An 18,764-nucleotide genomic window follows, 5' to 3' on the forward strand; every position below is an offset into this window, starting at 1 on the left:
ATAATTATAAATAAGCGGTTATTTTCTCACTTTTATTTTACTCATTTAAAAACATACATAACATATGAAAAAATTTGATCAAATTAATATTATTCCTTTTATCGACATTATGTTAGTGTTGCTTGCTATCGTACTCGTTACAGCATCTTTTATTTCTCAAGGGAAAATCCAAGTTAATGTACCGAAAGCATCGACAACACAAGCAATAAAAGCAGATGAGTTAGCAAAACTGTTGACAATTACAAAAGATAATTCCTTTTTTTATAATGATAAGCCAATCACAAAAGAGTTACTTGAAGAAGAAATTACTACTTGGGATAAAGAACAAAAAGTTACTCTTAAAGTTGATGGAGCTGTAACTTTTGAAACATTTGTTGCATTAACAGATCTTTTATCTGCTAATGAAATAAAGAATGTTGCTATTATTACCAAAAAAGAGACCTCAGAATAGGATATTTGCATGAATAAAACGCATTCTCAAATCGGTCTTATAACTTCAATTATTATACATGGATTGGCTTTTGCTGGTGTAGGATGGTTATTACATAACACTCCACCAGTAAGAGCAACAGAAGAAGTAAGCAGTATTTCCATGCAAATGATGACTGCATTATTGGAACAACCTCAAGTTGCAACTGCTCAAACGGATAATACAGATATACATGAAGAAGTCTTAGAAGAAGTTCAACCCAAGGAAGAAATTCCAGAAAAGGTTATTGAACAAGAACCTATCGTTGCAAAACAAAAGAAAGAGTCAAAACCAAAACCGAAAGAAAAGCCAAAGGAAAAGCCCAAACCAAAAAAGAAATCGAAACCTAAGGCTATAGAAAAAAGTAGTGTAACTAAAAAAGGTATTGTTGCGAAAGCTGTACCTAATATACCACAAAATTCTCAAGCTCAAATGGGTAGTACATCAAATAACAATCAAATTTCTAGTAATAACGGTAGTCAAGGAAATAGCCAAGCATCTAATGGAGACTTGAATCGTTACAAAGCTCAATTACAAAAAGCACTTCAACATCAAGCTAATAATAGCTATCCAAGAAGAGAACAAATGATGAGAAAAACAGGTACTGTTACATTATCTTTTTCTATTTCTTCATCAGGAAAACTTATTAACGTCAAGGTAGTTAAATCATCAGGGAACAGTAATTTAGATGTTGCAGCAGTAAAGGCTGCGCAAAATACAGATATGAAATCAGCACCACCCACAGGGTTCCCTTCATCCCTGACAGTCCCTATAAGATTTAGTTTACACTAATATTTTTTAATAAAAAAGTAGTCTTCAATATATTGAAGGCTACTTTTTATTGGATAGATAATTATCAATGTTAGTTAGAAATTGTCACTTTTACAACCTTTGAAACACCATCTACATATTTTGCAACATTCGCAGCTACATCAGCTTGAGAACGAGATAAATTTCCCATTAAGAAAACTTCCCCATTTTCGGTAATAACTTTTACATCAGTCGCTTTAACTTCAGCATTTACCAATAACTGAGATTTAACTTTTGTAGTAATCCAACTATCTTTGCTAATTTGACCAACAGCAATTTTTGGTGCAATTCTGATCTCATTATAAACATTACGAACACCATCAACACCACCAGAAATATTTTGAGCAGTTTGTTTAGCAGTTTCATTTGGTACTTGACCAATCAATAAAACTTGGCCATCATAAGCGACAACATTAATTCTTGCTTCCTCCTGAAGTTGAGCATCTCTATTGAGATTATAAGCTACTCTCTCCTCTAATGTTTCATCATCAATTTGACGCCCTGCAGTTCTTGGATCTGTAGCTACTTTTGTTGCTACTGCAGCAGTTCCTACTACAGCAGTTGTAATACACCCTTGTAGTAAAAATATTGTCGAAGTAAGTACAATAAATCCAAATTTTTTATTCTTTAAAAACATTCCTTCCCCCTTAGTTATTTGAAATTGGGTTAAATAATAGATGATCGACTAACTCACAAATTAAATTGATACAAAATAGATGACCTTCAATTACTCTCATTTCATTACTAGAAGGAATTGAGATCTCAATATCATCATCTCCTAATAACCCTTGAGTATGATCATTTTGATTACTTGTAAAAGCCAATATTGTCAAATCTTCACTATTCGCATAACTTATTGCATCAAGTACACAAGTTTCATTACCCATAGGTGAAAATGCAATAAAAATATCTTGCTTGCTAGCCACAACTTGTAGCTGTTTCTTATAAATCTGCTCTAAGTTACGTTCTTGGTTTAGTTGACTAGCAAACACCGCATCAAAATGTAATAAATGAGCATATAAACTCGGTCTTTCTAGATCATAACGATGTAATAGATGACTCACAAATAACTGCGCATTAGTATAAGAACGTCCATGTCCACATACAATAATTTTATGACCGCTCAATAAACAATCTACAATCTTACTAGCTGCATTATTTAATACTTCAGGTAATACATCTGCTGTTGCAATTTGAATTTGTATACTTTCCGCAAAGCGATCTTGAATTTTATCTAGCATATTATCCTAAAAAGTTTTTTATCCAAATAGGATTATCATTCCCTTCAAAAACGACTACATCAAAACGGCAATCAGCCGTATCCAAACTTTGATTTCTCATTGATAACCAAAGATTAGCTGATTTTAGCCATTTTAATTGCTTCTTTAAATCAATACTTTCAACAGCTGACCCAAAATAATTACTTTTACGTTGGCGAACTTCAACAAATATAAAAGTTTTTCCTTCTTGCATAACTAAATCTAATTCACCACATCGAAAAAATTGATTTTTTGCAACAAAAGTTAAACCTTTTTCTTCTAAAAAAGATCTCGCTTTCTGTTCAAAATAGGCTCCCTGCTTCCTATGATTAGTTCGTTGGAACAATTGAACCATTCTTATATTCTAACCAAGTCATATCTCGTTCAATTGTACAATTAGTTCCTGCACTCAATACACCTGTTAAACCAGAAATTTTATACCCAGGAATCTGCCGTAATTCATTAAACTTGTTTACTATAGCCCAAGAATCAGAGCCCATCGCATACAATCTCATCATAGAAAAATCGCTTCCAGCTAACGTATCAGCCTGCTTATATAAGTCTGAATTTGAATCAGCTAACAGAGGAATTTCACTAAATTTAATCCCTTCCATCATCAATCTAAAATCAGGTCCATTATTTGGCGAATTACTTCTAGAAGATGAATATAGAGATAGCTGGTTCGTAAGACCTGCATTATCTAAACCTTGTTTTAATTCAAGTAATTGTGTCGCATTACCCAATAAATAAACACCACTTTGCTTAGCTACTCCATTATTTCTTAATGTATCAATCGCTTCTAATGGTTCTCTATAATAGCGAATATTAGTATCTTTATTTGTCAGTTGTCTCCATCGCTGAGCAAAAGCATCTGCTGACCGAATACCAAAATCATCTTGAGGAGCAATTACAATTGCTGTTGAAATACCATCATTCAAGAAGCGATTTGCTGCTGATCTGGCTTCAGCTTCAGGAGCTAAACCATAGTAACAAACTTTTGCAATTGCTTTCGAATTGGGTGTGTTATTTAATGCTAAGACATTAATATTCTGAGTTTCTGGGTCAGATAACATTTCATCAACACGATATTTTAGCAATGGCCCAACGATAGTTTGAATCCCTTGTTGCATTGTTTGATTTACAACATCTTTAAGTGGTTGAGCTGTAGTATCATAGACCTGAACAGTTGTTGGAGCGTTACCTCTTGCATCATCAAAGCCTTTCTTGATGATATCACCTAAAATTTTTGTATCGCCACTCAATGGTAACAATAATGCTACACTATTTAATTGAGTTTGTTGAAATGTTGCAATATTTTGTAACTCTGTTGGTAATAATTGTGCTGCACTATGATTTGGATATTGGCTTTTCCAATTCTCAATAGCCTGTGGTAATTGACTTGGATTTGATATACTTTGATTATAAGCAACAATCAGAGATAACCATCCAGCTAAGCCTATTTCTCCCGGATTTGCTGTTGCGTGTTCTAACATTCCCCGATTAGCATTACGTAACGTTGCCCAAATCTTATTATTATTATCTTGACGAGCTCTATTATCCGTCAAATAATTGTCCATAAGAGCTCTTGCTCGAACGGTTTCAATAACATCCTTTTTATTCTCCGCAACTTGAGCATAGGTTTCATAGACACGCAAAGATTGAGATTGACTCAATGTATTTTGAGGTAGCTGAGAAAGTAATTGTAACGCTTGATCATTTTTATTTTGTTTTGCCAACAAGCGTGCTGAAAGCAAATTATATTCTAAACGTTGTAATTCATTAAACTCTGTAACATTCAACATTTGAATTGTATTTTGAGCTTCTACAACTTTATTTTCATCAAGCAATTTACGAATAGCTAAAAGACGATAAGTTTGTTGATCTTCTCTATTTGTAGATGTATCTGCCTTATTTATATAGAATTCAGAACTAGAATAAGCTGGATTTTTTAGTGATTCTGTTACCTCATTGGTGAAAAAGTTAGTACCAGTACAAGCTGATAAAAATACTGCTAGTGCAGTGGGAACAAATACTTTCTTGATTTTTTGGCTAAAGGCACAACTTTGTACTAAAATAGTAGACATTTTATTACTCCATCAGTTGGAAAATTAGAATATTGATTCTTCTATAGAATTACCTAGTTTAAATCTTACTGATCAAACTGACGAAAATCAAATGAAAAACGGATATAGTACGAATCAATCAGGTATATTATATATTGTAGCTACACCAATAGGTAATCTAGAAGATATTACTCAACGAGCATTAAATACATTTGAAAGCGTAGATCTAATTGCGGCTGAAGATACGCGTCATAGTGGATTACTATTAAGCCATTATGGCATAAAAAAACCTTTTTTTGCTTTACATGATCATAATGAACAACAAAAAGTGAATGTACTCATAGATAAATTACAAAAAGGCTTAAGTATTGCACTAATCTCTGATGCTGGTACCCCCCTCATTAGCGATCCAGGATTTCACCTTGTCCGCCAGTGTAGAGAAGTAGGTATTAAAGTTGTTCCACTACCAGGTCCTTGTGCAGCTATTACTGCACTTTGTAGCGCAGGCATTGCTTCTGATCGATTTTGTTTTGAAGGCTTTTTGCCAGCTAAAACAAAAGGTCGTTGTGATAAGCTAACCTCCTTATTGGAAGAATCTCGTACAATGATTTTTTATGAATCAACACACAGAATTTTAGATTCATTAGCAGATATACAAAAAATATTTGGTGCTGAACGATATATTGTCATGGCTAGAGAACTTACAAAAACTTGGGAAACTATATATGGTTCAACTGTTGAAAAATTAATTGATTGGATAAATGAAGATCTTAATCGTATAAGAGGAGAAATAGTATTAGTAATTGAGGGAACATCTATATTATCTGATAGAGGTGACATTTCACCACAGGCAACTAATTTATTAGAAAGATTAAGTAAAGAACTTCCCCTTAAAAAAGCAGCAATAATTGTTGCAGAAAGTTTTGGATATAAAAAAAATGAGTTATACCAATATGGCTTAACTCATTTTAAAGAATGAATTTAAATCTATCGCTAGAGGAGAATATATGGCAGCAGAAGGAGCTAATCAACTTACCGCAGTTGTAACACTATTAACTGCAGCAGTTATTGCAGTACCACTTTTTAAACGCTTAGGGCTAGGATCTGTATTAGGTTACTTGGTAGCAGGTCTTGCTATTGGCCCTTTTGGCCTAGGTTTATTTAGTGATTCAGAGAGCATAATACACATTGCAGAATTTGGTGTGGTTATGTTCTTATTCATTATTGGATTAGAAATGAAACCTTCTCATATTTGGGGACTGCGCAAACATATTTTTTGTGTAGGAGCCTTTCAAATATTAATTGTTGGTTCTGCCGTTGTTTCGCTTGGTATTCTTGCTGGTTTTGCCTGGGAGGTCGCATTTATTGCAGGAGCTGGATTTACACTTACCTCTACTGCAATTGTTATGCAAGAGCTTAGTGATCGTGGTGATATGACTTCTCAACGAAGTCAAAAAATAGTTTCAATTCTACTCTTTGAAGATTTAATGATTGTTCCACTTTTAGCATTTGTTGCTTTCTTATCCCCTTACCATATTTCATCTAATGAACCTGTATGGATGACTCTTGGTATTGCTGGTTTATCTATCGCATTACTTGTTGTAGCTGGAATATGGCTACTTAATCCATTATTTAAAATATTAGCCAAAGCAAAAACTCGAGAAGTAATGACTGCAGCAGCCCTACTTGTTGTACTTGGTTCTGCTTTATTAATGGAATTAGGTGGTTTATCGATGGCAATGGGCGCCTTTTTAGCAGGAGTTCTTCTCTCAGAATCCAGTTTTAGGCATCAACTTGAAGCTGATGTAGAACCATTTCGAGGCTTACTATTAGGTCTATTCTTTCTGAGCGTAGGAATGTCATTAGATCTCTCTGTAGTATTTGATAACTGGGCATTAGTACTTTTAGGTGTTCCAGTATTTATGTTTACTAAATCATTCTGCGTTTATATCGTTGCACGTTTAACCAAAAATAATCACGCTATTGCAGTAGATAGAGCTTTTATTATGTGTCAAGGTGGTGAGTTTGGGTTTGTTCTTTTCTCTACCGCATCAATGCAAGGTTTAATTGATGAAAATATGCAAGCAAGTATGACTGCAATAGTTGTATTATCAATGGCTCTTACACCTTTATGTTTGGCTGCATATAAAAAATATGTAATTCCAAGAGTCGCACGTGTAGCAACTGAACCAGAAGCCGATCATATTGATGCACAACATCCAACTATTATTATTGGATTAGGTAGATTTGGACAAATTGTTAATCATTTATTAATGATGACAGGTTACCATCCTACCGTCATTGATAAAAATGCAGCTTTAGTAGCAGGCATGAAAAAACGAGGTATAAAAAGTTATTACGGAGATGCTAGTCGCCCAGAGCTATTACGTGCTGCTGGTATAGCTGACGCAGAATTATTAATCGTTGCTATAGATGATAAGAAACAAGCATTACAAATCGTAGAACTTGCACGAAAACTTAATCCTCAATTAAAAATTATTGCAAGAGCTTACGATCGACTTCATGTGTTTGATCTCTATAAAGTTGGTGCCGATATTCAAGTACGTGAAACTTTTGATTCAGCACTAAGAACAGGTAAAAAGGCTCTTGAAGTAATGGGAATGGATAAAGAAGTTGTAGATGAAGTAGGTAGAGCATATTTCTACAATGATCGTCATAGTGTAAAACTCATGGCTGAGGTCTATAATCCGAATATAGATCAATTTAAAAATGATGCATTCTTAAAAATTGCATTAGAAAATGATCAAGAAGCTATGCTAGAAATTCAACAAATTATTAATAAAGAGCATTGATTATAATTATCAAATAATTATTGAAAATCAATATCATCTTTTTAATAGCTATAATCTATTAAAAAGTGAATTATATTCATTTCACTTATTGTTTTTTTTTACTTAAAATCATTAACGGTTATATGAAGTCACAATAAAAAATTATAGGAGAATATATTATGACTAACCAAATTGGATTAGATATTACATCATCAAAAAAATTAGCAACAGAATTAAATAAATTACTTGCAACTTATCAAGTATTCTACACAAATGTTCGTGGATACCACTGGAATATCAAAGGTGTTAGCTTCTTTGAATTACACGCAAAATTTGAAGAAATTTATGATAATTTAATTCTTAAAATTGATGAAGTTGCAGAACGTATTTTAACTTTAGATGAAGTTCCTGCAAATGGGTTCAGTCAATACTTAAAAGAGTCTCTTATCAAAGAAGATATCGGTGTTAGTTCTGCTCAACAATGTTTATCAGGAACTTTAGAAGGTTTCCAAACATTACTTAAACTACAACGCGAAATCTTAACAGTTGCAAATGAAGTAGAAGATGAAGGTACAGCATCACAAATGAGTGACTACATCAAAGAACAAGAAAAACTTGTATGGATGTTCTCAGCAGCTGCAGCTTGTACAACCTGCCAACAATAATTATAGCAATATAAAGACAGAGTTATTGAATTTCTAAAGCTGATCATTGCATCAGCTTTTTTATACATAACTAACTTATATTAAATAAGGACAGCCTTAAATAGCGACTAGAAATTCCATTTAGACTAAGAAACTTAAGTAGATTAGTCCTAAATATTACACTATTTCTCAGTATGTTAGCTACTCTTTTTGTGTTCCAAAGTTAAACCGAAATTCATATTTCTTTAAGAATAAAGAAAAGTTTTTTAGTTTATTCCACTATTTTTTTCTAAGTACTCACTTTGCTTGATTCCAAAATTTTTCTATTTTATTTATATGATTTTTTCTCCTTAAAAATATTTCTTAATATTTTTTTATTTCGTGATGAAATTTACTTGCATCAAGCGTATCATAACCATGATAAATATTTGTATAAACTTCTGTTGCCCAGCTTAATTTTTTAATAGCAGAGAGTAATATTTCTGACTTCGTATTTTCTACAACTATAATAAAGACCTTACCTTGCCTTTTTAGAATATAAAAAACCGTGACTTTTCCTGTAGCCACAAGACTTCATTTACTCTTCTACGTCTGTCTTTCAAAATAACTTTCATCAAGTTCTATTTTTCTCTCAAAACTTCATTAAATTCAATCAGTAAATGGTTGGTAATGACCTGAAGAATTTTATGATAAAAAGTATAACTGAATTAGCTTGGATACCAAATATATGGTAGTAAGATGAGCCTGTTGCTTCTAGTACAAAAAATTCTATCAGCTTTTTCTGCGTTGATTTTTTAACTTATAATGAGTTATCTTCATTTTTATAGACTAACATAGTTACTAATCTACTTTATTCTCTTAAAAATACTATGACAGATACTTAATTATATTAATATTCTTTTTAGTTATAAGAGTCTTTTTTTTGTTCTTTACCTACAATAATAAAATCGATATCTTGTCATTGAGTGTTAAAATATCAATAGGAGAAAGTATGAAAATTAAACCTAAACTTTCATTACTTAGCGTGACATTATTATTTGCGACGGCAACTCAAGCAGCAGAATTTAATACCTTCATCAACTGTACCAGCCGTGCACCATCAAGCTTTAGTCCCGCATTGGTAATGGATGGCATTGACTATACAGCAAGTTCACAACAAGTTTATAATCGCCTAATTGAATTCAAACGAGGCTCAACTGATTTAGAGCCTGCTTTAGCAGAAAGTTGGGATGTCAGTGATGATGGTTTAACCTACACATTCCATTTGCGTAAAGGAGTAAAATTCCATTCTAATAAAGAATTTACCCCAACTCGCGATTTTAATGCTGACGATGTGGTATTTTCATTCGAACGCCAACTTGATCCAAATCACCCATACCACAATGTTTCAAACGGTACTTATCCATATTTTAATTCAATGAAATTCCCTAGCTTATTAAAATCGGTAGAAAAAATCGATGATAATACGGTGAAAATCACATTGAATAAGCAAGATGCAACCTTCCTTGCAAGCTTGGGTATGGATTTCATCTCTATTTATTCAGCAGAATATGCAGATAAAATGATGAAAGAAGGTCATCCAGAAACAGTTGATACTACCCCTATTGGTACTGGCCCATTTGTTTTTGCTGGCTATCAACTTGAACAAAAAATTCGCTTTTTAGCGAATAAAGATTATTGGAAAGGCAAAGCGGACATTGATCAATTAATTTTTGATATTGTGCCAGATGCAAGTACTCGTTATGCAAAATTACAGGCTGGTACTTGTGATACTATCGACTTTCCAAATCTTACCGATCTTGAAAAAATGAAAACAGATCCTAATCTAACTGTGATTTCTCAGGAAGGGTTAAATATTGCTTATATTGCATTCAATACTCAAAAAGCACCATTTGATAACGTAAAAGTTCGTCAAGCGCTTAATTATGCAGTTGATAAAAAAGCAATTATTGATGCAGTTTATAGAGGAGGTGGAGTTGTAGCTAAAAACCCACTTCCACCAACAATTTGGGGATATAATAATTCAATTACTGATTATGAATACAATCCAGAAAAAGCGAAAGAATTGTTGAAAGAAGCAGGATATGAAAATGGTTTTGATACAGAATTTTGGGTTCAACCTGTTGTAAGAGCATCAAATCCAAACCCTCGTCGTTTAGCTGAACTTATTCAAAGTGACTGGGCTAAAGTAGGTGTAAATGCCAAATTAGTGACTTATGAATGGGGAGACTATCTCAAACGCACTAAAGCGGGTGAATTAACGGCGGGCATTTACGGATGGTCAGGTGATAATGGTGATCCTGATAATTTCTTATCCCCATTGTTTGCCAGTGAAAATATTGGTAATAGTAACTATGCTCGCTTTAATAGCCCTAAATTGGATACATTACTTGATAAGGCAAGAGGTTTATCAGATAAGTCAGAAAGAGCTAAACTTTACGAGCAAGCTCAAGTATTACTAAAAGAACAAACTCCTTGGATTAATGTAGCACATTCACTTAACTATAAAGTGTTAAGAAAACGTGTAAAAGATTATAAACAAAGTCCATTTGGTTATACTTATTTCTACGGTACTAAAATTGTAGACTAACGAATAGCTAGCATAAACTAGTTATTCTGTTTTAAATCTGCACGCTGACTTACGAAAAATAGTAATTAAAGTGCAGATTTTTTAGTACCCATTCTCCTATTCTGAGTATCTTAATACTCAATCATAATTCTTTCCATATATCATATTTCTAAGAAAAAAACCTACTCTCATTCAGAAAATTTAACTGAGTAAGAGTAGGTTTATTCGTCTAGATAATATTATCTAAAACTCAATAATTTAATTAGCCTTTATAGTTATGGACTAAAGCAACTAAATCTAATACTTTGTGTGAATAACCAGTTTCATTATCATACCAAGAAACTAATTTAACGAAAGTATCTGTTAACGCAATACCTGCTGCTGCATCGAATACTGATGTTAATGTACAACCATTGAAGTCTGTAGAAACTACAGCATCTTCAGTATAACCTAAGATACCTTTTAATTCATTTTCAGATGCACGTTTTAATTCTGCACAGATTTCTTCGTATTTAGCTGGTTTTTCTAAGTTAACAGTTAAGTCAACAACAGATACGTTAGTTGTTGGTACACGGAACGCCATACCAGTTAATTTACCATTTAATGCAGGTAATACTTTACCTACTGCTTTAGCTGCTCCTGTTGAGGATGGAATAATGTTTTGTGAAGCACCACGACCACCTCTCCAATCTTTCATAGAAGGACCATCAACAACTTTTTGTGTTGCAGTTGTTGCGTGAACAGTTGTCATTAAACCTTCTTTAATACCAAATTTATCATGAACAACTTTAGCTAATGGCGCTAAACAGTTTGTTGTACAAGATGCATTAGAAACGATATCTTGACCTTCATATTTATCAAAGTTAACACCATTTACAAACATTGGAGTAGCATCTTTAGATGGACCAGTTAATACTACTTTTTTCGCACCTGCTGTAATATGTTTGCGTGCAGTTTCATCTGTTAAGAAAATACCAGTTGCTTCAACTGCAACATCAACACCGATTTCATTCCATTTTAAATTTGCAGGATCTTTTTCTGCTGTTACACGGATAGTTTTACCATTAACGACTAAGTGACCATCTTTAACTTCTACTGTTCCGTCAAAACGACCGTGAGTTGAATCATATTTTAACATGTAAGCCATGTAGTCAACGTCGATTAAATCGTTAATACCTACAACTTCAATATCATCACGTAATTGTGCTGCACGGAATACAATACGACCGATACGACCGAAGCCGTTAATACCAATTTTAATAGCCATGGATTTTCCACCTATAATTTAAAGTTAAACAAAATTCTTTCATCTATCCATAAGAATGAATGACTTATAGATTATAACACAGTCCTACTCTTTTTTGACAGCAGGAAATGGATCAACATTCAAATGCATATGAGTATTATGTGATCTTTATCAAAAAATAATATTATATTATTACTCTAAAAAAACGGTAAAACTCACGTTATATCTTACCGCTTATACAATGCCATTAATGCAATGTCATTAATGCTTTTTAGCCCAATCTAAAAAACGTTTTTGAGTTTTTTTATCTGCTTGCTGGAACCAATATTGTAATTGTTGCTCTGCAATATTCTCACCCTGTACCATAACTTGACCTTTCGTTGCTCTACTATTCTGCATCGGAACCATTGCAGTCATTGGTGTCATAGCAAACTGTTTTAATGATGCAACATTGTTTCCTGCATTGTAATTCGCTAAATTTTCTACAACATTGATATTAGGTAAGAATCCTTCACCTTTCAAATAGTCTAATTTATAAGCAACTTTATTTCCTGATATCGTTTCAATCTCTAATGTTGGGTTTTTTTTAAATTTTTCAACATCAAGATAAGAACGTAAGCGAGGAGCAATAATTTTTATATTTTCTTGACTACCCGTAAATGTTACAACAATAGGGGTTGATTCAAAATAACTACTATCAGAACCAGAATCATAAATACTTGAAACTTCAACAACGACTTGATGTTGATCAGTATCATTAATAGTTAAAGCTGTATCTTTTTTAACTTTTTGTCCATCAAAAGCTAAAAAATTTATATTTGATGAACTCGTAATCGAACTAGCAAATACTGCTGTACTTGCAACAAGCGTTGTTGCAACGAGTGCAATTTTACCTAATTTCATAAAAATAACTCCTTTGGAGAGGCTTATGTAAAAAAATTAGGCATATCCTATTCTAAATTTTAATAAATAGAAAGTAAGTAATTGAGGTTAATGTCGATTTTTTATCTAAACTGTGGTAATTTTCGATTTTATTTGTTTATGAGAGAATAAAATGAGTGATGACCCACAAGGCGTACATTCGCCAGATAAAAAATCATTTTTAAAATCTATTTTAGGTGTTTTTTTTCAAGCCGAACCTAGAAATCGTGAAGATTTAGTTGAAGTTATTAGAGATTCCGCTGAAAATGAGTTAATTGATACAGATACTAAACAAATGATCGAAGGTGTCATGGAAATTTCTGAATTACGTGTTCGTGACATAATGATACCTCGCTCACATATCATTTTTATTGATGCCGATCAGCCTCTAGATTCATGCGTTGATACAATTATTGAATCAACTCACTCTAGATTTCCTGTAATTAAAGATGGCAAAGATAGTATTGAAGGTATTCTCTTAGCAAAAGAGTTATTAAAATATCTTCGCTCTGATTCAGAGCCGTTTGAAATGGCTAAAATTTTACGACCCGCTGTAATAGTTCCAGAAAGCAAAAGAGTTGACCGTATGCTAAAAGAATTTCGCTCTGAACGATTCCATATGGCTCTTGTTGTAGATGAGTTTGGCGCTGTTTCTGGTCTAGTTACCATTGAGGATATTCTAGAACAGATAGTGGGTAATATTGAAGATGAGTTTGATGAAGAAGAGGTAGAACCTATTCGTCAACTATCTCAACATAGCTGGGCTGTATTAGCATTAACAGATATTGAACGTTTCAACCACCAATTTGCGACAAATTTTAATGATGAAGAAGTTGATACTGTTGGCGGGCTAGTCACTAAGTCATTCGGTTATTTACCAAAACGTGGTGAAGAAATCGAATTAGAGGGGATTACATTCAAAGTCACATCTGCTGATAGTAGAAAATTAATCCAATTCCGAGTTACCGTGACTGATGAACAATTAGAGTTAATGGAACCTAAAGAAAAAGATCCTGAATAATGCGCAGACCAAAGAACTTATCTACAGCCACAGTTTATATCTTAGCATTGGTTTCTGGAGGAATAGGGATTCTTGCTTATTCACCCTTTGATTATTGGCCTATCGCTTTTATTTCAGCATTTGGATTATTATGGGTAACAATTACTCAGCCTAAAAAAATTGCATTAATTGGTTCATTTTTATGGGCAGTTAGCTATTTTGCCGTTGGAGTAAATTGGGTTCAAGTAAGCATGACTCAGTTTGGAGGTGTGCCTGAAATCGTCAGCTATCTTGCAGTATTATTACTTGCAAGTTACTTGGCCCTTTATCCGTTACTCTTTACCTATTTATCTCAACAATTTAATTTAAAAAATCCGTGGGTATTAGCTAGTTTATTTTCATTTACTGAATATTTACGTGAAATAGTCTTTACAGGCTTTCCGTGGCTACAATTTGGCTATACGCAGGTTGATTCGCCATTCTATGGACTTGCACCCATCACTGGTGTACAAGGTCTGACCTTTTTTGTTATCTTAATAAGCGGTTACTTAGTACAAATTTTTTACAAATTATTTAGAAATAAAGTCATACTATACAAACCTATTTTAATGAGTGTTAGCATTCTAATTTTAGCTACATTCACACAACTATTTAATTTTGTTGAAGATGATATTGAAAAACAAGCAGTTAATATTAGCCTTATTCAAGGTAATATTGAACAGCAAATAAAGTGGGATCCTAATTATTTCAATTCAACTTTAGCTACCTATAATAGTTTGATTTTCCCATTGCTTGGTAAAAGTGATGTAATAATCTTTCCCGAATCTGCAATTCCAGCGATGGAAAATAATATCGTTCCCATTTTAAGTCAGCTCGATTCACTAGGAAGAAAAAATCATAGTCAAATAATAATAGGCACTCTCTATCAAGAAAATAATCAACTTTTTAATAGTGCAGTGGTACTTGGAGATCCAAATCATCCCTATAATATGTCCCAAGCTCAACGCTATAATAAATATCATTTAGTACCATTTGGCGAATATGTACCATTTGGTAAATTACTTGATTGGATGAGGAAGGTTTTTATTCTTCCTGTTAATTTATCACGAGGAAATTTTATTCAGTCAGCACTCAATATTGGTAATAATTCATTTAATTTAGCTATTTGTTATGAAATAATTTTTGGTGATCAAGTTCAACAAAATCAAAGACAGCAACAATCTGATTATTTAGTTACAATTTCAAACGATGCTTGGTTTGGAACCAGTAGCGGCCCTTGGCAGCATTTACAAATGGCAAGAATGCGTGCTTTAGAGCTAGGGAAACCCTTAATTAGAGCAACCAATACTGGCATTACTGCATTTATTGACTTCAAGGGTCAGATTATAAAACAAGCTCCTCAATTTGAGGCAATAACACTTACTCACTCAATGCACCCAACTAAAGGTATTACACCTTTTACATTACTTGGACATTGGTTAATTTACGGAATAAGCTTAATAATTTTGACTTTTACTATATTTTTTAAATACAGTAAAAAGTACAAAATGAATAAATAACAAACAAACAATTTACCTACATGAACTTTTTCCAAAAAAAAAGCACTAATCAGATGTGCGAAAGGGAAAATCCAAGCGTAAAAGTTAGGAGAACTCAATAGATGAGCGAGCAAATTACCGATCAGGAATTGGTTGAGCGTGCACAACAAGGTGATAAAAAAGCATTTAATTTACTCGTCATACGTTATCAAAATAGAGTAGCAGGATTGCTAACACGCTATGTTGCACGCGATGACATCCCAGATCTTGTACAAGAATCTTTTATAAAAGCATATCGCTCTTTGGAATCGTTTAGAGGTGAAAGTGCATTTTATACTTGGTTATATAGAATTGCAGTAAATACAGCAAAAAATCATCTAACAGCTTTGGGACGTCGTCCACCAAAAGAAGATATTCTTGCTGAAGATGCAGAAAGTTACGATAGTGGTGTTCATTTACGTGTAGCAGATACACCAGAAAATTTAATATTATCTGAAGAATTAAAACAAATCGTATTTGATACGATTGAAAATTTACCCGAAGAATTAAAAAATGCAATAACTTTGCGTGAAATTGATGGTCTAAGTTATGAAGAGATCGCAGAAGTTATGCAATGTCCCGTTGGTACTGTAAGATCTCGTATCTTCCGGGCAAGGGAAGCGATTGAAGCAAAAATTAATCCATTAATGCAAAAACATTAGAACATAGATTAAAAATATTGGAGCTATCTATGCAACAAAGAGAAACACTTTCCGCCTATATGGATGGACATAATGTTGAGCATGCTTTTACTGATACATTATGCAAAAGTGATGAGTTACAAAAAAAATGGGCTAACTACCACGTAATCCGTAGTGTTATGCGAGGAGAGGAAATTATTCTTGGTAGCGATTTCTCCGCAAAATTAGAAGTAGCTATTGAAAAAGAAGAAGTTTCGATTCAAGCAGAAAAACCAAAAGGTTTATTATTAAAACTTAAAGGTTGGAAAACACCTATTATACAAATGGGAATTGCAGCATCCGTGTGTTTAGTTGCCGTATTTGGTGCAAATGTTATGACGACTGAACAAGAGGTTGCACAAGTTGGACAGCCTGTATTGCAAACGCTTCCTTTCAGTAATTCAGTACAGCAAGTAAGTTACAATGCACCATCACAAGTACAGCCTACTCCTGAACAACTAGAATATCAGCAACGTCGTATTAATGCTTTACTGCAAAATCATGAATTACAACGTCGTACTAATGTGGGTGCTATTGTATTAAGTGCAGATGAGAAAGCGAGAGCTCAAACTTCAGCAACAACACCAGATCAAAATAATGAAGATACTAAAACTGAAAGACAGTAAATAAAGACAATAAGATAAGAAAGCCCCGCTAAAATTGATTGCGGGGTTTTTTATTGGATAGAAAAATATATCAACCAAGAAGTTCTTCAATCAATGCTCGATGACGAATAGATTGGGCTTCTTGTTTAAGACGCTCTGCAATTAAAATACTCTTTAACTCAGTTAATGCAGTATCAAAATCATCATTAAAAATCACATAATCAAATTCATTATAGTGGCTCATTTCAGATACGGCTTTATTCATTCTACCTTGAATCACTTCCGCTGAATCTTGTCCTCTTCCAACCAAACGCTTCTCTAATTCAGCTTTAGATGGTGGAAGTATAAAGATACTTTTCACATTTGGTAACTTTTCTCTGATTTGTCTTGCACCTTGCCAATCAATATCTAAGAAAACATCAATACCCTCTTCTAAGCTACGCTCAATCAACGGTAAGGATGTACCATAATAATTACCAAATACTTCCGCCCATTCTAAAAAATGCCCTTGTGAAATTAAATCCTCAAATTCACTGTGAGGGGTAAAATAGTAATGAACACCATGTTCTTCTCCAGGACGAGGAGAACGTGTGGTATGGGAAATGGACAATTCAACAGTTGAACGAGGCAAATCGGCTAATAGTGCATTAATTAGCGAAGACTTACCTGCACCACTTGGTGCTGAAATAATATAAAGATTACCTAAGCTCATAATAACCTATTCGACTTAATTTAAAATAAAAGACATTAAAACAAAGGACGCATTTGCGTCCTCTCTCTGCTCTTTCTACAGTACTTTGTTTAAAATTCTCACTATTGTTTTGAAAGTGGCTTAACAAAAGTAATGCCTAGATCCCAAGGTTGTTCAATCCAAGTTTCTTGAGGAATATCAATCACATAATCATCAACAAGCTCTGCACCTAAAGGTTTAGCAAATACTGTAACAAATTTTGCTTTTGGATACATTCTACGGATTTCACGTGCAGTGTTACCTGTATCCACTAAATCATCAACAACAATGAAACCTTCTCCGCCATTCGCAACATCAGCAGCGTGTAATACTTTTAATTCGCCTTGATTATCATGATCGTAACTTGCAATACAAACTGTCTCTACGTGGCGAATATTTAATTCTCTTGCTAATACAGCAGCAGGAAATAACCCACCACGACTTACTGCAATAATACCTTTCCATTGTGATGAAGGTAAAAGACGTTCTGCTAATTTACGTGCATGCATGTGGAACATATCCCACGTTACCACGTATTTTTCGTTTGTATATTTTTCACTCATAAAATTACCCAGATATTGATGATTAACTCATCTTAAAAAATTGTGGAGAGATAACTTGAAAACTGATTTCATGCTATCATTTCCGATATATTCTACAATAAAATCCTTTCGACGTGTGATTTTTGTAAAAATTAGTCCAAATCTCACCGCTTTTGATTAAAACAAGAGGTAATTATGTCTGAAATTCAAACACTCACCCCAAATATATTATGGAAATGGTTCGAACAAATTTGTGCAATTCCTCACCCTTCTTATCATGAAGAGAAGCTGGCTGAATTTATTGTGAATTGGGCAAAAGAAAAAGCATTCTTCGTAGAGCGTGATGAAGTTGGCAATATCCTTATTCGTAAGCCTGCAACAAAAGGCATGGAAGATCGCCAAGCAGTTTCGCTACAAGCTCACTTAGATATGGTGCCACAAGCAAATGAAGGTTCCTCTCATAATTTTGAAACTGATCCTATTCAACCTCAGATTGATGGCGAATGGGTAAAAGCCACTGGCACGACACTTGGGGCAGATAATGGTATCGGTTTAGCATCATGTTTAGCGGTTCTAGATTCTGATGATGTAGCCCACCCAGAACTTGAAGTTCTGCTTACCATGACAGAAGAGGCAGGCATGGAAGGTGCGATTGGCTTACGCCCTAACTGGCTTAAGTCAAATATCATGATCAATACAGATACCGAAGAAAATGGAGAAATTTATATTGGCTGTGCTGGAGGAGAAGACGCCTTAATTGAATTACAAGTAGAACACATGACTAATTCATTTGATCGAGCTATCAAACTCAATATCAAAGGCTTAACAGGTGGACATTCTGGTGTCGATATCCACAC

19 protein-coding genes and 1 pseudogene are annotated in these 18,764 nt (G+C 33.7%); 11 read left to right on the forward strand and 9 right to left on the reverse strand.

Translation table 11 applies throughout. The features are described 5' to 3' along the window. Nucleotides 1-64: 64 nt before the first annotated feature. The gene (gene exbD, locus Q1J40_RS02740) at nt 65-451 is read left to right on the forward strand and encodes a TonB system transport protein ExbD (RefSeq protein ID WP_301098499.1); all 387 of its coding nucleotides are present in this window, start codon (nt 65-67) and stop codon (nt 449-451) included. A gap of 9 nt (nt 452-460) precedes the next feature. Continuing rightward, a complete protein-coding gene (locus Q1J40_RS02745; RefSeq protein ID WP_301098500.1) occupies nt 461-1,261 on the forward strand; it encodes a TonB family protein in 801 nt (266 codons plus the stop codon). Between the two features lie 70 nt (nt 1,262-1,331). Here Q1J40_RS02745 and dolP read toward each other — a convergent pair whose 3' ends face one another. From dolP to Q1J40_RS02765, 4 genes are read right to left on the reverse strand one after another with little or no spacing between them, the layout of a single operon-like run. Beyond that, complete coding sequence (gene dolP / locus Q1J40_RS02750) at nt 1,332-1,916, reverse strand: division/outer membrane stress-associated lipid-binding lipoprotein (RefSeq protein ID WP_301098501.1); 585 nt, start codon at nt 1,914-1,916, stop codon at nt 1,332-1,334. Nucleotides 1,917-1,926: 10 nt separating this feature from the next. Next, nucleotides 1,927-2,520, reverse strand: a complete 594-nt coding sequence (locus tag Q1J40_RS02755; RefSeq protein ID WP_301098502.1) for a D-sedoheptulose-7-phosphate isomerase — start codon at nt 2,518-2,520, stop codon at nt 1,927-1,929. Between the two features lies 1 nt (nt 2,521). Further along, a complete protein-coding gene (locus Q1J40_RS02760; RefSeq protein WP_301098503.1) occupies nt 2,522-2,893 on the reverse strand; it encodes a YraN family protein in 372 nt (123 codons plus the stop codon). After that, nucleotides 2,868-4,622, reverse strand: coding sequence for a penicillin-binding protein activator (locus tag Q1J40_RS02765; protein WP_301098504.1), 1,755 nt, complete (start codon nt 4,620-4,622; stop codon nt 2,868-2,870). The genes Q1J40_RS02760 and Q1J40_RS02765 overlap by 26 nt, the downstream gene beginning before the upstream one ends. A gap of 91 nt (nt 4,623-4,713) precedes the next feature. Between Q1J40_RS02765 and rsmI the strand changes: the two genes are divergently transcribed. From rsmI to Q1J40_RS02780, 3 genes are all read left to right on the forward strand, one after another. Further along, nucleotides 4,714-5,580 carry a 16S rRNA (cytidine(1402)-2'-O)-methyltransferase gene (rsmI, locus tag Q1J40_RS02770; RefSeq protein ID WP_301098505.1) on the forward strand — a complete coding sequence of 289 codons (867 nt, stop codon included), beginning with the start codon at nt 4,714-4,716 and terminating at the stop codon, nt 5,578-5,580. Nucleotides 5,581-5,608: 28 nt separating this feature from the next. Continuing rightward, nucleotides 5,609-7,414, forward strand: coding sequence for a monovalent cation:proton antiporter-2 (CPA2) family protein (locus tag Q1J40_RS02775; RefSeq protein WP_301098506.1), 1,806 nt, complete (start codon nt 5,609-5,611; stop codon nt 7,412-7,414). A 158-nt stretch (nt 7,415-7,572) separates the two neighbouring features. Next, a complete protein-coding gene (locus Q1J40_RS02780; RefSeq protein WP_301098507.1) occupies nt 7,573-8,058 on the forward strand; it encodes a Dps family protein in 486 nt (161 codons plus the stop codon). A gap of 180 nt (nt 8,059-8,238) precedes the next feature. Here Q1J40_RS02780 and Q1J40_RS02785 read toward each other — a convergent pair. Further along, a pseudogene (locus tag Q1J40_RS02785) lies at nt 8,239-8,812 on the reverse strand (IS1595 family transposase). Nucleotides 8,813-9,028: 216 nt separating this feature from the next. On the opposite strand from Q1J40_RS02785, the gene Q1J40_RS02790 reads away from it, so the two are divergent. After that, nucleotides 9,029-10,627 carry an ABC transporter substrate-binding protein gene (locus Q1J40_RS02790; protein ID WP_301098508.1) on the forward strand — a complete coding sequence of 533 codons (1,599 nt, stop codon included), beginning with the start codon at nt 9,029-9,031 and terminating at the stop codon, nt 10,625-10,627. A gap of 241 nt (nt 10,628-10,868) precedes the next feature. On the opposite strand, the gene gap is transcribed toward Q1J40_RS02790, so the two are convergent. Next, nucleotides 10,869-11,873, reverse strand: a complete 1,005-nt coding sequence (gene gap / locus Q1J40_RS02795) for a type I glyceraldehyde-3-phosphate dehydrogenase (RefSeq protein WP_121123377.1) — start codon at nt 11,871-11,873, stop codon at nt 10,869-10,871. A 240-nt stretch (nt 11,874-12,113) separates the two neighbouring features. After that, nucleotides 12,114-12,755, reverse strand: a complete 642-nt coding sequence (locus tag Q1J40_RS02800; RefSeq protein WP_301098509.1) for a curli polymerization inhibitor CsgI-related protein — start codon at nt 12,753-12,755, stop codon at nt 12,114-12,116. A 151-nt stretch (nt 12,756-12,906) separates the two neighbouring features. On the opposite strand from Q1J40_RS02800, the gene corC reads away from it, so the two are divergent. From corC to Q1J40_RS02820, 4 genes are all read left to right on the forward strand, one after another. Further along, nucleotides 12,907-13,794, forward strand: coding sequence for a CNNM family magnesium/cobalt transport protein CorC (gene corC / locus Q1J40_RS02805; protein WP_301098510.1), 888 nt, complete (start codon nt 12,907-12,909; stop codon nt 13,792-13,794). Next, nucleotides 13,794-15,332 carry an apolipoprotein N-acyltransferase gene (gene lnt, locus Q1J40_RS02810; RefSeq protein WP_301098512.1) on the forward strand — a complete coding sequence of 513 codons (1,539 nt, stop codon included), beginning with the start codon at nt 13,794-13,796 and terminating at the stop codon, nt 15,330-15,332. Before corC ends, lnt begins: the two co-directional genes overlap by 1 nt. A 101-nt stretch (nt 15,333-15,433) precedes the next feature. Beyond that, a complete protein-coding gene (gene rpoE, locus Q1J40_RS02815) occupies nt 15,434-16,012 on the forward strand; it encodes an RNA polymerase sigma factor RpoE (RefSeq protein WP_301098513.1) in 579 nt (192 codons plus the stop codon). 29 nt (nt 16,013-16,041) lie between these two features. Beyond that, nucleotides 16,042-16,656 (forward strand): sigma-E factor negative regulatory protein, encoded by a 615-nt coding sequence (locus tag Q1J40_RS02820; protein ID WP_301098514.1) that lies wholly within the window; start codon nt 16,042-16,044, stop codon nt 16,654-16,656. Between the two features lie 70 nt (nt 16,657-16,726). On the opposite strand, the gene gmk is transcribed toward Q1J40_RS02820, so the two are convergent. Continuing rightward, nucleotides 16,727-17,347: a guanylate kinase gene (gene gmk, locus Q1J40_RS02825; protein ID WP_301098515.1), complete on the reverse strand. Its 621-nt coding sequence runs from the start codon at nt 17,345-17,347 to the stop codon at nt 16,727-16,729. 101 nt (nt 17,348-17,448) lie between these two features. After that, on the reverse strand, nt 17,449-17,928 hold the full coding sequence (gpt, locus tag Q1J40_RS02830; RefSeq protein ID WP_301098516.1) for a xanthine phosphoribosyltransferase: 480 nt from the start codon (nt 17,926-17,928) through the stop codon (nt 17,449-17,451). 174 nt (nt 17,929-18,102) lie between these two features. Here gpt and Q1J40_RS02835 point away from each other — a divergent pair. Then, the coding region (locus Q1J40_RS02835; RefSeq protein ID WP_301098517.1) for a zinc-binding metallopeptidase family protein at nt 18,103-18,764 on the forward strand (662 nt) is incomplete at its 3' end.

The sequence above is a fragment of the Otariodibacter sp. genome (genome assembly GCF_029256985.1).
Taxonomy (GTDB): Bacteria; Pseudomonadota; Gammaproteobacteria; order Enterobacterales; family Pasteurellaceae; genus Otariodibacter.